The following is a 17,472-nucleotide window of genomic DNA, read 5'->3' on the forward strand; positions in this document are numbered from 1 at the left end:
TCGTTAGCCCTTGAGGGCACGATTGATGGCAGCGGCGACCTCGCGCACTTCCGCGGCCGTGTGGCTGGCAGTCGGACATATGCGCAGCCCTGCCCTCCCCTTGGCCACCGTCGGGAAGAATATGGCCGATGCATAGTAACCGGCATCGAGCACGACTCTGGCGGCACCGATTGCCGCCAGCTCGTCACCGACGACAACGGTGCGGATAGGAAGTCGGGATCCCGCCTGTGCGGTCGGCACCAGTTCGTCGAACAGAGAAATGTATTCGGCCAATGCCCTTTGCCGCACGCCGAGTTCCGGTGTGCGATGGATTGCCTCGGAAGCGAGGGCAGCACCAATAGCCGCAACATTGATCGAGGCCGAAAAGGCATGGGCGAGAGCAAAGCGGCGAAAAATTTCTTCCTGAAATGACGTTCCAAGCATCAACATGCCGCCTGAGGCGCCGAAGCCCTTGCCGAGTGAGGCCGCGATTATGGTCCGCTCTTCGAGACCCTCGGGCATTTGCGAACGGGCAAAACCCTCCCCCCTTTCTCCGAAGAGCGATATGCCATGAGCATCATCAATATAGAGGAAAAGGCCGTATCGCTCCTGAAGCTCGCGCAATTCCTTGATCGGCGCACAACCGCCCATGGAATAGACACCGTCACAAACATAGGCGACCGTCTCATTCTGACGGCAAATGTCTTCCAGCGCCTGAAGATCGTTGTGGCCTATGGTGCGAACCTCGCATTCTTCGGCGACGACGGGCTTGTTAAATGCGAGCGTCGCATGAGCGAGGCGATCGAACACCATCACGGGTTTCTTGCCGCCGGTCAGAATTCCGGACGCGATCAGCGGAAGCGCGCTAAGGTTGGCGGCAAGCACCGTTGTGTAGGTGATCACCCTTGCCCCGAAGAGATCCGAGAGCGCATCCTCGAGATCCCCCAGGACCGCAAAATTGAGCCGCGTGCGGGCGCAGGACCAGTGTAGCGTTCCGTAGCGCCGAACGGTCTCAATAGCGCCCTCGATGATCGCGGGATGATTGTCGAGTCCGAGATAGGAGCAGCGAACGAAGTCGATGACACGTTGCGATCGGCTCTCAGATATTGGCAGCGCCACGGCTCGACCGTCGGATGGCTGGACATAGAGTGCCATCAAGCCATCGAGATGGGCTGCGGCAAAGTGAGGACCTGCATGCCTGATCAAACTGGCAGTGTTTCTATGCGATATCGTGGGCGACTCGGCGCCCGAAGCGGCCTCTTGCATGTTGTGCTCCCGAACAATGGACGGACTACACGCTAACCGCGAGCCTTTCCTTTATGCAACGAAGGCGTCGGCAAGTTTCGGAGAAATTTCGGTGAAGATGTGAACGTGACGAGGTTCATAAGTTTCAGTCGATGTCCATCGCATATCCGACCTTTGGCACCGTCCGGATCACATCGCGGCCAAGGGCTCGCTTCAACGCCCGCCGGAGGCGGCCGATATGAACATCCACCGTCCGCGGCTCGACGAACGCTCCCTGCGGCCAAGCGATACCTATCAGCTCGACCCGGCTGAGAACTCGTCCCGCGTCCCCCATCAGGGCGCTCAACAGGCGAAACTCGATCGGACTAAGGTTGATCGGCGTGCCCCGTACCAGAACACGCCGACCCTTGGTGTCCAATTTCATATCGTTGAATATTGGAAGGAGGGGGCGAGGCACGTCGGCGGCGGAATTCCCTATTGCACCGTGAAGGTAAGACAAGAGGCGTTCCGGCCGCATGGGCCTTGTAAAGCTCTCATCGACATTGGCTTTCAAAATGTCGAGATAGGCGGTTTTTTCGGCGACCAGCGCGATGAGGGTGACCTCGCTGGCAAGCCCTTTCTCCTTGAGGCTGGCGGCGATATCAGACAAAATTTGCGAACCCGGCTGGCAGTCGACGATGATCGCAGCGGCGTCGAACTCCTCGACTGTCGGGACGGCTTCGCTCGGAACATCGATGAGCATTGTCCTGTATCCGCCTTCCGTCAAAATATGCTCGAGCATCAAATAATAGTCAGCGTCTCGGGATACGATCGCCAGAAGTTCGCTCATCGGCTGGCCCCGCAATCTGACACCCTTATCAAGATGGATTTTGATACCACAAAATATTCGCCAGGACGTGTCACTTTGATGGAAACCTCACGCATTAGCTTCGCACTTGGCTTGAACGAGTCACGAAAGCGCTCTCATTCCGGGTATTTTTATAGCTTGCCTTTTTATTTTGTTACAACATAATGTTGAAAGCGGAAGGAATTTCGCGCCGAAGCGCATAGTTGCCAGGGACGGCACGTGATCGTGGCCCATTTGATGGGATCAACGTCCGGCATATCTTGATGACCTGTTTCCGGACGGTAACGGGGTTTCTCAATGCGCGAAATATACGAAGAGTGCTCATTCAGCTGCGCCGCCGCGGCCACGCCTGATATTTGGAGTGATGGAGATGTTGGGGATACAAGTGATATCGCTCGATCGCTTTACGGACTAAATGCGAAAACGGCAGCGGCATGGTGCGCATTAGGCGCGCGTTCCGACGGCCGCTCCGGAGACTTCAGCTTTTGGGTGAGGGTTTTCAAACATCTGAATGCAGAGGAGGCCGCCGTGGCTCGCGCGTGAGAGCTGACAGCCAACAGTTTTTGATCGCCGCCTATTCGCGAAGTGCCTAACCGCGCCGGTCGACAACGCCGTCGGGAACCCAACCGCTTCACGTGTTCAGTGATTTTCAGAGATCGATGCCGCGGCTGCGTTGCGAAGTGCGCTGGCGCCGTTCCGCGATAATCTGTTCACTGCTTTCCTGGCGTACGGTCTGCTGCAGGACCCTCAGCCTGTCCTGCATCGCCGTGAAGGCCGGGCGCTGCGCCGGCGGCACGCGATCGATGAGATCCTTCTCGTTTCGAATAATGGCATCGTGGCCGAAGCGCTCATCGAGCGCCTTGCTGACGTCCGCGAACTCCCGGCGAATGCTCGGATCGAGAGAACCAACAGAACCGCTCAGCTTCCGACCATTCTTCTTCGCTCCCGCTGTCAGCCGCTGGATCGCCTCTTCCGCAGCTTTCGACAAGCCGGGAATGGCAACCGCCATCCGCCGGCGCTCTTCGATGATGGCCCGACGCTCGGCATCGAGGGTGCCGGTATAGACCGAACCGAGCGACTGCAACCGCGCGGCCGCTTCGGGCACGGCCTGGAGCGCCTCTTTCCGCTCCTGGCCGGAAGCCAGCATCCGATCCATGAGGCGATCGGAGCCACGTAGCGGACCGTAGGTGGCCGGATCGTTTGCCACCGCGGCTGCGATGCGATCAGCGGCAAAACCTTTCCTCAGCAGGTCCTCGATCTTGTCGACGACGGTCACGGGATCGCGCCAGATCGTTCTCGCAGCGTTGGCCAGCGCCGCCCGCTCCTGACGGTACAAGGGAGCGGAGAGCGCTCGAGATCGCGCCTCGTCGTCGACCTGTATCTTGAATTCGGTGACGGCGGCGAGCATCGGCAGCACGGGCACATTCTCTTTCCCTGGCTCCTTGGCCGGACCGGCACTGTCAGCCATGACGATCTTCGAGCGATCCTGCCGCTCGGCGAGATACTGCTCGCCGGCAAAACGCTTCACGGCTTCGAACAGCCCAGTCAGTTTCTCGCGCCGGGCGGCCGTCAGATTTTCCGGCATGCGCTCGGCCACATTGCGTTCGGCAACCTCATCCGCCTTCGAGGTGAATGCCCTCCAGCCGAACCGCGCGGACAACGCTTCACTGACCGCCTTGATTTCCTGCACGACCGTGCGGTCCTCGGCGGCAAGCGCAAAGGCGGTCTTATAGGCGTCGTCCCCGCCCCGGCTGCGCACCGCCTCGATCTCCATAAGGCGCGCCATCGCGCGCTCGGAAAGCGCCGGGATCGACAATGACATATAGGAGCGACGCGTCTGCTCATTGAGTTCGAACCGTTCGGCGTTTCTGCGGAACCCGGTCGCATGGGCCCGAGCCAGGGGAAGCAATTCCTCCAGGGCCGCCATGGCGACACTGCGCTCGTCACGCGCCGCGCGTCCGTCGACGATCAGCTCGGAACCACGCAGCCGGCCGAGCCGATCGGGTGCTGCGGCAAGCTCGTCGGCGAGCCTGCGGGGTTGAGTGCCGGCGTCCGATGCGAGCGCATTCAGGGCAACAAGTGCTGCATCCGGATCCCGGTAGATCTTATTAAGCAGCGGGCGCAGGATCGTTTCCCGCTCCGCCCAGGCCGGCGACGAATGCTGCGCCAGCCGCGCATCCGCCTCGAGGCTCCTGACGAAGGACGTGGTCGGCGGGATCAGATACTGCGCTTCGCCAGCGCTTGCGCCCGAGACGGTGTGGGATTCAGTTCGCGCCTCGTTGTAGGCGACCCGCCGTTCTCGCTCGATGGCAAAGCCGAGCGCCACGCTTGCCCTTTCCCAGAGCTTTTCCACCTGCTCCCTCTTTGCGGCAATCCACGTCCAGCGCCGGGAAAGGCTTTCCTCCATCTCGGCTGCGGCGAGCGAAAGATGATCGAGCCCGCGGCGCCGAGCGAAGTCTTGCGCCTGGGCGCGATAACCGGCCTCGCTTTCAAAATCGAGCGTCGTCGTCTTGGCGCCGGAACGCGACAATCGCTCGACGAGCTGCTCGAACACCTCCGGCCGATGACTTTCCTGCGCGATGCGCTCCCGGCGGACATAGGCGGTTTCGATCCGGCTGGCCGTCCAGACGTTGCGGTCGACTTCCCTCTCCTCGTAACGCTTCTGACCCGTCGCCTCGTCGACGATAGCAACCTGAACCTTGACCCGCTCGACACCATCCTTGCGCAGCGTAATGGTGTCGCCTTGTAAGATGCCGGCGTCCTCCAGTGCTTTCGGCATGCTCACGCCCCACAGCCGGTGGACGGTTCCGTCATCCGTCCTGACATCGGCATAGGGGCTGTCGTCGGCATCCTTGTCCTCGGGCCGGAATTTGGCTTCGCCGGTTTCGACAAGCTCGCCGGTGACGCCCGCAGCATGGTCGACGCGCGGTTTGCGTCCCCATTCCGGTCTCGGCTCAAAATCTTCTTTCGCAGCGTAGAGATCGACGCGGTCACGATGCCGGGTCATCGATACATAGGTTAGATGCCGGTCCATCATGCCGCTGGCGAGCACAAAGGTGCGGTCGACGGTGGCGCCTTGCGATTTGTGGATCGTTGCGGCATAGCCGTGATCGACATTGCGATAGCTGCTCTCGCTGAAGACGACCTTGCGGCCATTGTCGAGCAGAACCGACAGCAGCGGATCGCCGCGTTTGTCACCGGTCGCGACGACCGTGCCGAGCATGCCGTTCTTGACGTATTGCGGCCCGGAGTGCCCGGCTCGCGGCTCAAGGAAGCGAGCGTTTTCCAGGAAGATGATGCGGTCGCCGACGGCGAAGTCTCGCGTCCCGCGCTCGGTCCGGAAAGCGCGGCTGTCGCTCAACGCCCCCTCCCCAGCCATGACTTCACGCAGCGCCTTGTTCAGCTTGCGGACATCGTCGTTGGTGTGGGCGAGCACGAGCAGCTCGTCGCCGCGAAGACGGCCATCTCGACCTTCCGAAACCGTGCGATCAATCGCCTGCTTTCGTGCCTTTGCCCAATCGACCACAATCCTGTTGATCGTTTCCTCGCGCGTGCCCGCCTCGACCAGATGGCCCTGTTGAGCATAGGCGTCGAGACCTTTCTCGACGTCACCACGAGCAAAGAGCCGCGAAGCGTCACGCGCCCACGCCTCCCGCTGGCGGCGCACGCCGGCAAGCTCGGCAAAGCCGATCCGTTCGGTGATCGCTCGGAAAGCAGCACCCGCCTGGATCGGCTGCAGCTGCATCGCGTCGCCGACGAGAACGACCTTTACCTCAGCCTCCTCGGCAATCTTCAGCACACGGGCCATCTGCTGCGACGACACCATGCCGGCCTCGTCGATAACCAGCACATCACCGCGATGGAGCGTGTCGCGCCCATTGGCCCAGGCGAGTTCCCAGGAGGCGATCGTGCGCGATTTGATGCCGGAACTGTCTTCCAACCCTTCCGCCGCCTTGCCCGCAAGTGCGGCGCCGATCACCCGGTGCCCCTCGCCTTCCCAGGCAAGACGGGCCGCGGCAAGCAACGTCGATTTGCCGGCGCCGGCCAGGCCGACGACGGCAGCAATACCGCTATCGCCGGTGACATGACGGATGGCATCGACCTGCTCCGCATCGAGCCGGAACGGCGTTTTGGGATCGCCGCTCTCGACGCGATCAATCGCCGCTTCAACCTGCCGCCTGGAAACACCGAAGCCGCCGCGCTTCGACAACACCCGCGCCGACTGCGCCATGTCGTACTCGATCCGCAGGATGTCGCGAGTGGTGAACACGGCAGGAGCGGCCGCCTTCCCTGTCTCTGCATCGATCGCCTGCGGCTTCAAGATGACCAACTGGTCCGACGCCATCAGCCGGGCGCGGATGTTGGCAAAATCGGTGGGATCGTCGACGTAGCGGTGCAGCGCTTTGGCGATATCCTTCTCGTCGAAGGTCGAGCGTTCGTTGCCGAGCTGCTTCAACAGAAGCTCCGGCTCGGCCAGCAACCGGTCAGCCATCTCCTGGCGGCGGGCGAGATCGGCCGGTGCGAAGTAGAGCTCCCTGCCCTTGCCTGCGAGTGCCGCCTTCTCCGGCCCGAGATGTTTTTGCGCGATGCCGTCAAGGCCCTGCTCGGCATAGGAACGACCGTCGAGGCGGATCTCGTGGCCGGCAAGCGCCAGATGCCGGTTGGCCGTCTCCGCCCAGGCGATCTTCCACGCCTTCATCGTTTCCTTGTCACCGGCCCAAACTCTGTAGACGATCTTCCCATTCGGTCGATCCGGCGTGACGACACGCAGCGGCTTGCCCTCCTCACTGAGGACCGGAACTTTCTTCGGTCCAAAACCCTCCTCGGTCATCGGCCGCAGCGTCATCATCAGGTGGATGTGCGGGTTACCCTCCTTGTCGTGATAGACCCAGTCGGCGATCATTCCTTTCGAGGTGAGATTGTCGCGGACGAAGTCGCGGACCAGCGCAATGTTCTCCGCCCGCGTCAGCTCCTCCGGCAGGGCGATGATCAGTTCGCGGGCGAGCTGTGCATCCGCCCGCTTCTCAAAGGCGTCGACGGCATTCCACAGCACTTCGCTGGCCCGGGCGACGGACCGACCTGATATCGCCGATCGCAGCCAGGCCGGGATCTCACCCGGCAGCGCCAGTTCCTCATGCATCAGCTCGGAGGCGCCGCCGCGATAGCTGAACGACGTTCCCACCTGATCGTCGATCATCCGGGCGCGATGACGATAGGCGGCGGCCGAGACGATGCTGCGTCCGGCTCCCCTGCTGATCACCTGCGCTCTGACGAACATGATCGCCACTGGTGTCTCCAGACTGATCCAGGCACGTCGCGACAGCGACGTATATTGCGCCCTCGAACCGATCGGACCGAAGGGCCGATGCCGCTTTTCCGGTTGCAACTTAGCTCGCTTTACTATTTTATTATAGTTAGTATAATCGCTTCGTTTCGATTATCTGAACTCGGAAAGGAACCGCGAATGTCGACCAAATCATCGATCGCCGATCTCGACGCCCAGATCGAGAGACTGCGCGAACGCAAACGTCTATTGATCGTCAAATCGGCGGAACGGTTTGCCCGCGCTGTCACCAAATCCGGCCTGGCCGAGATGGAGATCGCCGATGAGGAGGTCGATCGGATCGTCAAGGAGATCGCCGCGCGGTTTCGCAAGGGGGAAAGGAAGGGGGTCGTTGTCCCTGCTCCTCAAACGCGTCGACCAGCAGATAATGGCCCTGGAGCGAAGGGCCAGGTTTCAAATGACGGCTGAACGCAAGCGCGACACGCGCGAGAAAATCCTGCTGGGCGGCATCGTCATCCGAGCCGGACTGTCGAAGGCGGATCGGGCGTTCCTGCTTGGCGGCTTCATAGAATTGGCAAAGCTCACCCACGGCTCCGCCGAGCACAAGCGGCTATGCGATATCGGAGAAGACGCTTTTAAAGCCACTTCGTTGAACGGCATTCCGTCGCGTATCGAGGAGGTGGCCGAATGATAGCGAGAGGAAAGCCGCATCCGAGCCTGCTGTTCGTTTTCGCGCCTGTCGTGGTCACGGCGATTGCAGTCTACATTGCAGGCTGGCGTTGGCCTGGGCTCGCCGCCGGCATGCCGGGAAGGATGGAATACTGGTTCCTGCGAGCCGCACCTGTGCCGACGCTGCTGTTCGGGCCGCTCGCCGGGCTACTGACCGTCTGGACCTTGCCGCTGCATCGGCGAAGGCCGGTCGCGATGACAAGCCTTCTGTGTTATCTGGGCGTCTCCGCCTTCTATGCCATGCGCGAATTCGCCCGGCTTGGACCTTCGGTGCAAACCGGGGTCATCACATGGGATCGAGCGCTATCCTATCTTGATATGGTCGCAGTCATCGGCGCCGTCGCGGGATTCCTGGCAGTGGCGGTGGCAGCCCGCATCTCCGTCGTCGTGCCGGATGAGATCAAACGCGCCCGGCGCGGAACGTTCGGGGACGCCGACTGGCTGCCCATGGCGGCGGCAGCAAAACTGTTTCCGCCCGATGGAGAGATCGTCGTCGGCGAGCGCTATCGGGTCGACAAGGAAATCGTCCATGAGCTCCCCTTCGATGCAAACGATCGCAGCACGTGGGGACAGGGTGGCAAGGCGCCGCTGCTCACCTACAAGCAGGACTTCGATTCTACCCATACGCTGTTTTTCGCAGGATCGGGCGGATACAAGACCACCAGCAACGTCGTGCCGACGGCGCTGCGCTATACCGGCCCTCTGATCTGCCTTGACCCCTCCACCGAGGTGGCGCCTATGGTCGTCGAGCATCGCACCCATGCGCTCGGGCGCGAGGTGATGGTGCAGGCCGACGGCATCTTCCGGCGGCGGGCGCTGTTCATGCTGGATGAGGTCGACCTTCTTGGCTACATGCGCGTGCTGGAGGAAGCGCGCGACCGCGGCCGCAAGTATGGAATCAGCATAATGCTGATGTACCAATCTGTCGGCCAATTGGAACGGCACTTCGGAAAAGATGGGGCGACGTCCTGGATCGAGGGCTGCGCCTTTGCAAGCTACGCGGCGATCAAAGCGCTCGACACCGCGCGCACCGTCTCGGCCCAATGTGGCGAGATGACCGTCGAGGTAAAGGGCAGTTCACGCAATCTCGGCTGGGACAGCCGGAACGGCGGCACGCGGAAATCGGAGAGCCTCAGTTTTCAGCGGAGGCCGTTGATCATGCCGCATGAAATCACCCAGTCGATGCGCAAGGACGAGCAGATCATCATCGTGCAGGGCCATCGTCCGATCCGTTGCGGACGGGCGATCTACTTCCGGCGCAAGGAGATGGATAGGGTCGCCAAGGCGAACCGCTTCGTCAAACCGATACAATGATGGCCGATGCCGGGATAGCTGGAAGGGACGATCGGCGGTGAGCTATTACGAATAGCAGGTCAGCGGAATCGGCTGACCTCCGTAGCCGACTTGCGGCGACTGATGAATTCCCGCAGCAGCGGCAGGAAGAAGGCCTTGCTGAACCGCCCAAGTGGTGGCTCGGGCTCGAGGTAGAATGAATTTCCGATGATGTCGGTATTGAACTCGTCGATAATGATCCAAAGCCTGCGACCGGCATCGAGGCCGGCGCGGCGCTTTTCGATCGTCGGCACCTCCGCCGCAAATCGCGATGCCTCCGGCTGCTTGGTGGTGATGGGGAAGAAAAGAACCAGATCACCGTCCGGCCGCGGCATCCTCACGCCCACGGCGACCGGCCGATCTTTTCGCCCTTCCGTCTCTCCACGCCCAGCCTCACGTGCCCACAGATAGGGATAGCGAATGACGCTGGCAGTCACGATCAGCTCGTAGGTCATGAGTGACCCGCCTCGTCCTCGTCGGCATAGGCCTCGACAGCATTTTCAAACTCGGCAAACAGTTCATCGGACATCGTTTCGATAGTGTCGACGGTGCGCCGGTCCGACTGCTTCATCAGCCGCTCGTAGTCTTCAATATTGAGAAGGACGAGACGCGGTTTATTCCGCTGGGTTATCGTGACAGGATGACGCAGGGCCTCGGCGATGATATCGCCAGATTTGCGCGACAGATCGCTGGTTGAATAGGAACCGCTGGATTTGGGCATAGCGCTCTCCGTGTTGCTGTATTTGTTGTTATATACAGCATTCACAACAATGCTGCAATTTTCTCGCCTCGAGAGCTAGCAGTATTGCCGGAATCCTCAACGTTGTTACGCCTACCAAATGGGAAGCCTGAGGCGGCGGAGGGGCCGCCTCTCGGCATCTGTGGCGCTCTATTGCCAGGATTGAACGATAAGAGCTGCACGAACCGGAATTCCGGTTTCCATGGTGATTTCCCTTACGATCGGCGCCAGCGGGCCAAGTTCCGCCTCGGTCAAACCAACCAATTTCGGATATGCGATATCGACCCCACCGCAATCCGCCGTCAAGGCATTGATCCAGCTGCCGCCATTGATGCGGTATTCATGCGTGTCGCAATCGATTTCGAGCTCGTCCAGCAGATTGATGGCAAAGCCCCCGAAAATCTCCATCTCCCCTTCCAACCGATATGCGGAGAATTCGTCCTCGCCGGCGAGAACGCTTCGCTCCAATTCCATGATGACGAGGATCCGCGCGATTGCCGCTTCGAGTCCTTCAATCAGGCGGTCGTGAAGCTCCCGCGAAAAATCGCTGTCGCAGCCGAACCGGTTTGCGACAACGACGAGCCGGAAGCCGGCAAGCTTGGTGTAGAGCATGAGGTTCTGATCGGTTGTCATGATGTGATCTCCTTCGTTGATGACAGAGATCGGCCACTCTGTTGCAAAGAGGGGTCAAGGACCGCGGGACGCGGCTCGCAAGCGGGGGAACCGATTTTTTCGGGTAGCGCAGTGCAACGCAGCGGCGGAAAAATTGGGGGAGACCGCGCCGTCCTTGACGCCGGATTTGCTGGAGTAAAATAGGACGGAAGAAAGGGAAGAGACCCGCGGGCCTGGAGGGGCCGCGACCGTTTCCGGCGTTAGCCGGCAGCAGTGTCGAGGGATGAAATCCCTGATAGCCTGGGCGGCCGGTCGATCCGGTCGGCCAGGCTGGAGAATGTGGCAAGAAGCCTCCGTCAGAACGGAGGCTCTGCGTCGATGCGGCCATCCTGCTCGGCCCAGATCACCTCGCGTTCGGCCAGCGCAAGTTCGAGTTCGTTCTCGATCTGCCGGCGCTCGGCCGGATCGGCATTCCGCAGCTCGGCGCCCAGCAACTCGATGATTTCGTCGATGCAAGTGGTCATTGTCGTCTCCTTGACGTTGTGAAAGACGACGCCCGCGTCCATGGCGGGATGGAGGGGTCAAGGATTGCGAAGCAACCGGGGGAGCCGGCGGGTGGGGGAGCCGATTTTGTCGGAGCGGAGGGAACCAGAGCGGAGGCAAAATTGGGGGAACCGCTCGTCCTTGAGGCCTTCATGCCGCCATGGCACCCTCGGGCGGACTGAGCAGACCTTCCCTCTCCGTATGGCACCAGAAAAGCCGGCAGCGGGCTCGATGCCCGTTGCCGGCTTAATTTCCGGGGAAGGGCCAGCCCCCGTGCGGGGCCGGCCGGTCGCCTCAGGCCGGGCTGTTCCAGAGAATGACTTTCTTGCCGGGGTCACCGCCAGGGGCCTGGGCGACGTTGCCGAAGATCACGCCGATCTCGGGCGCTTCCAGTTTCACCGAAAGGTATTCTTCGCCGGTCTGGCGAGCGATCCGGTTCCAAGCCGCCCCGATTTCGAAGCCGGTCTTGCGGTGGATGATGCGGTAGTCGGGTGCTTCCTCGCTCGTCTTGCTGGCGTTCGGGACGATAGCGATCGGCGCGTTCACCCGGATGGTCGCAAAGATGCCTTCGAGGCTGCCGTCGGTCTTGGCGGTAAGGGTTGCGATCGTGGTGGCCATGGTATGTCTCCTTCGGTTGCTCGGGACCATTCCCGATGGCGCCCGAAGAAGGGGCCGAGCCGCAGGCGTCACCGAAGCGCCAGCGCAGGGGAACCCCTTGCGGGTTGACGTTGATGGCGGCCGGGCCATTAGAAAGGCGACATAAGAGAACGGGAATGGTCCTGAACCGCGACCGTTGGGAAACAGCTATCCGTGGCTATCCGATCGGATCCAATGCCAGGAATCCGCTGCTCCTGATGTCTGGTGCAAGCCCGCTGATACGCCTTCGCCTGTCTCCGCCGACCTGCCGTGCGCAGGATCGCCAGTTGTCCCTAGTGCCACCTCCTCTGACGCCGATCGCCGCTGGCGGCGGACATGGTCGAAGAGACAGCCGAGCGGCAAGATGCATCACCGATGTGAATCGATCCGCCATGACCGATTCAGGAAACGCGTTGGACGGCGAACTGCTGAACTCGCAAGATCCGATCATGGATGCACAAGCCGACTTTACCCTGCTCTACCAGATCGATCCGTCTCGGAATTTGGCGCGCTTCTATCGTCTGTCGATCCAGCCGACATTGTTCGGAGGCAGTTCTCTCGTGCGCAATTGGGGCCGGATCGGAACCGATGGTCGGCTGAAGGTGGAACTGTTCGATACGCCCAGGCAAGCTGCTGCAGCCCGTGAACATGCAGCCGGCCGCAAACTGCTCCGCGGCTATCGGCAAGAGAGTGCAGCAGCCACCGCGCAAGGGATCGTTACGCCGCAAGGCGCGAAGACTGCAGGCTTCGTGGAGCCGGCGACACCGGCGGAATAGAACCTGGTCCGGCTTGCCGGATGCGCTCACATCCTGCTCTCGCTTGAGACGATTACCCCACATCTATCGTTCAGATGGGACCGGCGAAGTTGGTATCCGAACAAGTCAGGAACGCGATGCCGTAAAGCGGCACATTCTGATCCTCCGAAACAAAATACGCTCCTTCCGCGACCGCCTGCGCCATGAGGAGATAGTCGAAGGGGTCACGATGATGGAAGGGAAGCTTTCCGAGTTCGATCAGATGTTTATCGGCAATATCGAGCTGGCCAGACCCCTGACCGCAAGGATATCTTCTATGTCTGCATCGAGCTTGCCGATCCGCAGCTTCACTGTGATTTCCCAAAGGGAAACAACGCTCACAAGCACATCGTTTTCAGGATCGGCAATGAGCCTGCGCATACGGCCGCCCAGCCTATCATCGTCATTCAGCCACCATAACAATGCATGCGTATCGAGCAGAAACCTCACGTCCCGTCTTCCATCGCCTTCAAGACGTCTGCGGGCAGGCTGTCGAAATCATCGGAAATTCCAATCTTGCCGCGCAAAGCGCCGGGCTTGCGTATGGCCACATCGGCTGACGGAGGGCCGATTTCGGCAACGACCTTATGATGGGATATCAGAACGAACCTCTGCCCTTCCTGAATCTGCTTCAGGAAGGATGTCAAATTACCGCGAAACTCCCGCACGCCCACACGGCGGGGAGATGATGCGTTCGGTCATGCTCAGATATTGAAAGGCTCCGTGGTTCGATGGAATTGTTTACACAAATTCCTCGAAATGCAAGACGGGATAGGATGAATATGGCGCTTAGGCGCCATCCCCCGTAGCTTGCCAGACGGGGATGCCGAGCCGGCGCGCCTTGTCGGCCAGATTGCCGGTGATCCCGGAACCGGGGAAGATGATGACGCCGGCCGGCATCACCGACAGCATTTCGTCGTTACGGCGGAACGGGGCAGCCTTGGCGTGCTTCGTCCAATTCGGTTTGAAGGAGATCTGAGTGACCTTGCGGGCCTCGGCCCAGCAGGCGGCAATGCGCTCGGCGCCTTTCGGAGATGCACCGTGCAGGAGGACCATATCGGGATGCTTGGCATGGGCCTGATCGAGTTTTGCCCAGATCCGTTCATGGTCGTTGTAATCCACCCCGCCGGAGAAGGCGATCTTGGTGCCGACCGGGATCAGGACTTCGGTTTCGGCACGCCGGCGGGCAGAGAGGAAATCTCTCGAGTCGATCATCGCAGCCGTCATGTTGGCGTGGCTGACTTTGGAACCGGTGCGCGGGCGCCAGGAGGAGCCAGTCTGGGCTTCGAATATGTCGGACGAATAATCGCGCATGAACTCGAAGGCGTTGCGTCGCTCCAATAGTGTAATGCCCTCGGCGACGTGGCGCTCGAGTTCGACGCTCTTCACCTCCGAACCATCCTGCTCGCGCTGGCCGGTTCGTTGCGCCTCCTCGTTGCGGTCGAGCTCGCGTTGGACGCGCTCGCCGGCCCGGTGGAAGAGATTGGGGATCGACCAGAGCAGGTCCTCGAGATCGGGTTCGAGCCGCGTATCGCCGAGCATTTCAAAAAGGGCGTCGAAGATCGCAGTGAGCGCGGACTGGACGACCGGCTCCTCGGGCAGCGGCCGCGGATCGGGCTCGTCCTGGAAGGGACGGTGGCCATGGAGCTGCATCTCATAGATGAAGCGGTCTGTCGGGGAAGAAGCATGGTGGGGTTCGAAGCCGTCTTCGCGAAATGAGGAAATGTCCATGATGATCTCCATACGATATGGCCGCGCCTCTCGCGGCCTGACGGCGATCCCGTTCACGCGGGAGACGGGCCGGAACCGCAAGCGCAGCGCCGCGGCCCAGCGCCAGCGCCGGGCGGCGGAAGGAAGGTTTCTTGGCCCGCGAGGAGCGCCGGCCAGCCGGCGCGGGGAAGAAACCTGACTGACCCGCTGAAGGCCCGACGCCTGCGTGGTAAGGGTCGCCTCTCGGCAGGCCCGCGGGCGCGCCCTTCAGAAGGGAGGACATCGCAGACCAGCTCTCCCCACCAGCGATCGGTCCCTCCCCACCAATCTTTCTCGGGAAGCATCATGCCGGCAGAAACGCAACCACGTCCTCACGCACCAGCTGTTCCCGCAGCTGCGCTGTCAGCCGGTCGGGGCCGAGCCAGCGCAGATCCTCGTTAAAGTCGCCGAGCGCGGGAGCAAGGACCAGCGGCAATATCCCCAGCGCCTGCGCCCGTCGGCTCAAGCCCGCAATCCCGCGCCGGCCGGCTGCGTCGGCGTCGCCGGCGATATAGAGGCGCCGACATCCGGGCGGGAGCTGGAAGGCGGCGAGATGGTTGGCTGTCAGTGCCGCCACTATCGGCATGCCCGGCATGACAGCGGCAAGCGACAGCATGGTTTCGAGACCTTCGCCGGCCGCCATGACCGGTATGGGAGCCGAGGCCGGGAAACGAAAACGCACGGCATTGCCGAGAAGCCCGCCAAGCGCACGACGCGGATTCTCGACCTTGGCCTTGCCGTTGCCATCAGGATCGAGCCAGGTGCGATGCACGCCGGTGATCGCGCCCGCGGCATCGGTCACGGCCGCAACCACCGCGGGGTAGCTGGTCGCTCGGCCAGTCATCAGATCCCGGTAGTAGCAGGAGGGATGGAAGCGAAGCGCGGTAAACTCGGATGTCCGCAAAATTCCGCGTTTACGCAGGTAGCTGTCGGCAAGCGTGCCTGCCAGCGGCTGCGTCATGCGAAATAGACGCCGCGCCCGTTCGGCCGCCGGCCGGTCGACTGCATAGCCGCCGTCGCCGCTCCTTCGGGACGAGGCCGGTTCGGGTTGGGGAACACTGAGGAAATGCCTTGCCTCCTCGGCAATGTCGCGGAAATCCACGAGTCCGCAGGTCTCCCGCACGAGATCGAGCAGATCACCGTATTGGCCGGTCGCCGCGTCCGTCCATCGGCCGGCGCGCGGGCCGGTCAGATGGACATAGAGCGATCGGCCCTTGTTGTTTTCGACATCGCCGACGATCCAGTAATTGCCGGCGCGCCGGCCGGCGGAGAGATAATGGCGGCAGACCGCTTCTGCATCTCGCGCAAGACTGCCCGCCAGTTCCGAGGCGGATAGCATGAGATCGCCTCCGTCACGAACGGCTGGCGATATCGGTCAGCGGATGGCGCTGCATCAGGCGCGCAAGGATCGCCGGACCCTCCTTGCTCGTCGCAGGCTGAGAAAAGATCACGTTCATAAGAAACCTGTCGAGAGCGAAGAAAGGGCCGGCCCATGCCGGCGCTCTCAAACCCGCTAGGCCAGGCCTTTCCGGCCCCTCTCTCCCTCTTTCCCCATGCCAACGGCTCACGGTCTGAAAGGCCGGTAGCAGGCAGTTGGAACACGGCTCCACGCTGTCGCAGCCATCAGATTTCGATCTGATGACTCCTAATTGTCATGCTGTTGACTCCCAATTCTCATGATCGAAAGTGCCGAAATTCCAGGATTCGGAGCGGAGACCTGCACGCACGCGTCGATGTTGAACTTACCTGGACGCCCATTCAAGGATTTGAAACCAGGATGCTGTAGCTCATGCTGGTTGAAGACCGTTCCGGACGTGCATTGCGGATCAGCATTTTCACCTAAGGCCTTTGCTGCTAACCGGCATCGTCATATGCGCATCGGCATTGGCGCTCGGACGGCTTGGCCTTTCTGAAACTTGTTGATAACAAACCGGATGATTTTCTCGCATTTCCGCTGGCCGTAATCCTGCCCTGCGCCGCCCTTTTCTATCTGATCGGGATATTAGGCACTCGAGCCGATAGTCACGGCGAACTGCAATTCGATGCAGACCAGGCCATGGCGAGGCTTGCTCTCAACATCGCAGTTCGAACGCTGTTCGGTGCGCGTCCGGCCGCCGATATTCATGAGATCGAAACAGCGGTGCAGGACCTCTCCATCGTCGCCTTTGCTGAAAGCACGTCGCTGATCATTCCGGGCTGGCTGCCTCTGCCACTCGCGCGTCGAAAGCGCCGCGCCATGCAAAATATGGATGAATTCGTCATGGGATTGGTCAAGGAGGCGCTCGAACGCCCCGGAGATGGCGGCGCCTATCTCGTTTCCAGCCTGATCGAGCATCACGAGCGTTGCGCGACAGCCATACGCGACGATGCCATGAGCCTGTTGATCGCCGGCCACGAAACCTCCGGCGCCCTGCTCGCGTGGGCAATCGCCGCGCTCGCAGCTCGCCCCGAGTGGCTTGAGACGGCTCTGCGTGAGGTCGACAGCGTCCTCGGCGGCGCGCCCCCGAAAGCCTCCGATCTTACACCGCTGCCTACAATCGCGGCAATCCTCAACGAAACACTGCGGCTTTATCCGCCGGCCTATACGCTGTTCTTGCGCGAAGCGCTCAGAGATGTGGACATCAACGGCCACACAATACGTCGCGGCGATCTCGTGCAGATCGTTCCATTTATCACCCAGCGCGATGGCCGGTTCTTCAAGGATCCTGCGAGGTTCGACCCGCAGCGCTTCATCGGCGAACCGGATTGGCCACCTTATGCCTACCTGTCGTTCGGCGCCGGCCCTCGCGTCTGTATCGGCCAGAACTTCGGTTTGATGGAGACGGCCTTGGCCCTTGCCGCAATACTGCAGTGGATGGAACCGAAACCCTGCGATCGAATGCCGGCGCCGACGGCGCGGTTTTCACTGCGTCCCGCCGGAGGAATGCCCCTGCGCTGGCGGTTGCGCTGTTAAGCAACGAGCCTCTCCGGTGGGTGACTTCAT

General features: G+C 61.3%; 17 protein-coding genes and 1 pseudogene. 6 read left to right on the forward strand and 12 right to left on the reverse strand.

The window, feature by feature from the left end:
• Positions 1-3: 3 nt before the first annotated feature.
• From FHX14_RS14060 to traA, 3 genes are all read right to left on the reverse strand, one after another.
• The gene (locus FHX14_RS14060; protein ID WP_184377538.1) at positions 4-1,245 is read right to left on the reverse strand and encodes an aminotransferase class I/II-fold pyridoxal phosphate-dependent enzyme; all 1,242 of its coding nucleotides are present in this window, start codon (positions 1,243-1,245) and stop codon (positions 4-6) included.
• Between the two features lie 124 nt (positions 1,246-1,369).
• Positions 1,370-2,053, reverse strand: coding sequence for a response regulator transcription factor (locus tag FHX14_RS14065; RefSeq protein WP_184377539.1), 684 nt, complete (start codon positions 2,051-2,053; stop codon positions 1,370-1,372).
• Between the two features lie 667 nt (positions 2,054-2,720).
• Positions 2,721-7,358, reverse strand: coding sequence for a Ti-type conjugative transfer relaxase TraA (gene traA / locus FHX14_RS14070; RefSeq protein WP_184377540.1), 4,638 nt, complete (start codon positions 7,356-7,358; stop codon positions 2,721-2,723).
• A 177-nt stretch (positions 7,359-7,535) separates the two neighbouring features.
• On the opposite strand from traA, the gene FHX14_RS14075 reads away from it, so the two are divergent.
• The 3 genes from FHX14_RS14075 to FHX14_RS14085 are packed head-to-tail and all read left to right on the forward strand — an operon-like array spanning position 7,536 to position 9,398.
• Entirely contained in the window at positions 7,536-7,823 is a 288-nt protein-coding gene (locus tag FHX14_RS14075; protein ID WP_184377541.1) for a TraC family protein, read from the forward strand.
• Entirely contained in the window at positions 7,813-8,046 is a 234-nt protein-coding gene (locus tag FHX14_RS14080; protein ID WP_184377589.1) for a conjugal transfer protein TraD, read from the forward strand. The genes FHX14_RS14075 and FHX14_RS14080 overlap by 11 nt, the downstream gene beginning before the upstream one ends.
• Positions 8,043-9,398, forward strand: a complete 1,356-nt coding sequence (locus tag FHX14_RS14085) for a type IV secretory system conjugative DNA transfer family protein (protein WP_184377542.1) — start codon at positions 8,043-8,045, stop codon at positions 9,396-9,398. The genes FHX14_RS14080 and FHX14_RS14085 overlap by 4 nt, the downstream gene beginning before the upstream one ends.
• Before the next feature lie 59 nt (positions 9,399-9,457).
• Here FHX14_RS14085 and FHX14_RS14090 read toward each other — a convergent pair whose 3' ends face one another.
• From FHX14_RS14090 to FHX14_RS14110, 5 genes are all read right to left on the reverse strand, one after another.
• Positions 9,458-9,871 (reverse strand): hypothetical protein, encoded by a 414-nt coding sequence (locus FHX14_RS14090; protein WP_184377543.1) that lies wholly within the window; start codon positions 9,869-9,871, stop codon positions 9,458-9,460.
• On the reverse strand, positions 9,868-10,137 hold the full coding sequence (locus FHX14_RS14095; RefSeq protein ID WP_184377544.1) for a type II toxin-antitoxin system prevent-host-death family antitoxin: 270 nt from the start codon (positions 10,135-10,137) through the stop codon (positions 9,868-9,870). Before FHX14_RS14095 ends, FHX14_RS14090 begins: the two co-directional genes overlap by 4 nt.
• 168 nt (positions 10,138-10,305) lie before the next feature.
• Entirely contained in the window at positions 10,306-10,788 is a 483-nt protein-coding gene (locus tag FHX14_RS14100) for a hypothetical protein (RefSeq protein ID WP_184377545.1), read from the reverse strand.
• 335 nt (positions 10,789-11,123) lie between these two features.
• Positions 11,124-11,291, reverse strand: coding sequence for a hypothetical protein (locus tag FHX14_RS14105; RefSeq protein WP_003595440.1), 168 nt, complete (start codon positions 11,289-11,291; stop codon positions 11,124-11,126).
• Positions 11,292-11,604: 313 nt separating this feature from the next.
• Positions 11,605-11,928 (reverse strand): DUF736 family protein, encoded by a 324-nt coding sequence (locus FHX14_RS14110; RefSeq protein WP_008530485.1) that lies wholly within the window; start codon positions 11,926-11,928, stop codon positions 11,605-11,607.
• Positions 11,929-12,083: 155 nt separating this feature from the next.
• Here FHX14_RS14110 and FHX14_RS33045 point away from each other — a divergent pair, with 155 nt between their 5' ends.
• On the forward strand, positions 12,084-12,722 hold the full coding sequence (locus FHX14_RS33045) for a WGR domain-containing protein (protein WP_246713391.1): 639 nt from the start codon (positions 12,084-12,086) through the stop codon (positions 12,720-12,722).
• 70 nt (positions 12,723-12,792) lie between these two features.
• Here the strand turns inward: FHX14_RS33045 and FHX14_RS14120 are convergent.
• The 3 genes and pseudogenes from FHX14_RS14120 to FHX14_RS14130 all read right to left on the reverse strand — a co-directional run bounded on the left by FHX14_RS14120 (position 12,793) and on the right by FHX14_RS14130 (position 14,471).
• A pseudogene (locus FHX14_RS14120) lies at positions 12,793-13,190 on the reverse strand (type II toxin-antitoxin system VapC family toxin).
• The gene (locus FHX14_RS14125; RefSeq protein ID WP_184377546.1) at positions 13,187-13,408 is read right to left on the reverse strand and encodes an antitoxin of toxin-antitoxin stability system; all 222 of its coding nucleotides are present in this window, start codon (positions 13,406-13,408) and stop codon (positions 13,187-13,189) included. Before FHX14_RS14125 ends, FHX14_RS14120 begins: the two are co-directional and overlap by 4 nt.
• Before the next feature lie 121 nt (positions 13,409-13,529).
• Positions 13,530-14,471 carry a DUF2493 domain-containing protein gene (locus FHX14_RS14130; RefSeq protein ID WP_184377547.1) on the reverse strand — a complete coding sequence of 314 codons (942 nt, stop codon included), beginning with the start codon at positions 14,469-14,471 and terminating at the stop codon, positions 13,530-13,532.
• Here FHX14_RS14130 and FHX14_RS14135 point away from each other — a divergent pair.
• Positions 14,470-14,649 carry a hypothetical protein gene (locus FHX14_RS14135; RefSeq protein ID WP_246713392.1) on the forward strand — a complete coding sequence of 60 codons (180 nt, stop codon included), beginning with the start codon at positions 14,470-14,472 and terminating at the stop codon, positions 14,647-14,649. The genes FHX14_RS14130 and FHX14_RS14135 overlap by 2 nt on opposite strands.
• 144 nt (positions 14,650-14,793) lie before the next feature.
• On the opposite strand, the gene FHX14_RS14140 is transcribed toward FHX14_RS14135, so the two are convergent.
• The gene (locus FHX14_RS14140) at positions 14,794-15,828 is read right to left on the reverse strand and encodes a toprim domain-containing protein (protein WP_184377548.1); all 1,035 of its coding nucleotides are present in this window, start codon (positions 15,826-15,828) and stop codon (positions 14,794-14,796) included.
• Positions 15,829-16,389: 561 nt separating this feature from the next.
• On the opposite strand from FHX14_RS14140, the gene FHX14_RS14145 reads away from it, so the two are divergent.
• Positions 16,390-17,442, forward strand: coding sequence for a cytochrome P450 (locus tag FHX14_RS14145; protein ID WP_184377549.1), 1,053 nt, complete (start codon positions 16,390-16,392; stop codon positions 17,440-17,442).
• Positions 17,443-17,472 lie beyond the last annotated feature (30 nt).

The sequence above is a fragment of the Rhizobium sp. BK619 genome (assembly GCF_014195245.1).
Taxonomy (GTDB): domain Bacteria; phylum Pseudomonadota; class Alphaproteobacteria; order Rhizobiales; family Rhizobiaceae; genus Rhizobium; species Rhizobium acidisoli.

Coding starts and splice junctions, on each gene's coding strand:
- FHX14_RS14060 (WP_184377538.1), bottom strand. CDS start 1,245: ATGCAAGAGGCCGCTTCGGGCGCCGAGTCGCCCACGATATCGCATAGA.
- FHX14_RS14065 (WP_184377539.1), bottom strand. CDS start 2,053: ATGAGCGAACTTCTGGCGATCGTATCCCGAGACGCTGACTATTATTTG.
- FHX14_RS14075 (WP_184377541.1), top strand. CDS start 7,536: ATGTCGACCAAATCATCGATCGCCGATCTCGACGCCCAGATCGAGAGA.
- FHX14_RS14080 (WP_184377589.1), top strand. CDS start 7,813: ATGACGGCTGAACGCAAGCGCGACACGCGCGAGAAAATCCTGCTGGGC.
- FHX14_RS14085 (WP_184377542.1), top strand. CDS start 8,043: ATGATAGCGAGAGGAAAGCCGCATCCGAGCCTGCTGTTCGTTTTCGCG.
- FHX14_RS14090 (WP_184377543.1), bottom strand. CDS start 9,871: ATGACCTACGAGCTGATCGTGACTGCCAGCGTCATTCGCTATCCCTAT.
- FHX14_RS14095 (WP_184377544.1), bottom strand. CDS start 10,137: ATGCCCAAATCCAGCGGTTCCTATTCAACCAGCGATCTGTCGCGCAAA.
- FHX14_RS14100 (WP_184377545.1), bottom strand. CDS start 10,788: ATGACAACCGATCAGAACCTCATGCTCTACACCAAGCTTGCCGGCTTC.
- FHX14_RS14105 (WP_003595440.1), bottom strand. CDS start 11,291: ATGACCACTTGCATCGACGAAATCATCGAGTTGCTGGGCGCCGAGCTG.
- FHX14_RS14110 (WP_008530485.1), bottom strand. CDS start 11,928: ATGGCCACCACGATCGCAACCCTTACCGCCAAGACCGACGGCAGCCTC.
- FHX14_RS33045 (WP_246713391.1), top strand. CDS start 12,084: ATGGTCCTGAACCGCGACCGTTGGGAAACAGCTATCCGTGGCTATCCG.
- FHX14_RS14135 (WP_246713392.1), top strand. CDS start 14,470: ATGATGATCTCCATACGATATGGCCGCGCCTCTCGCGGCCTGACGGCG.
- FHX14_RS14130 (WP_184377547.1), bottom strand. CDS start 14,471: ATGGACATTTCCTCATTTCGCGAAGACGGCTTCGAACCCCACCATGCT.
- FHX14_RS14140 (WP_184377548.1), bottom strand. CDS start 15,828: ATGCTATCCGCCTCGGAACTGGCGGGCAGTCTTGCGCGAGATGCAGAA.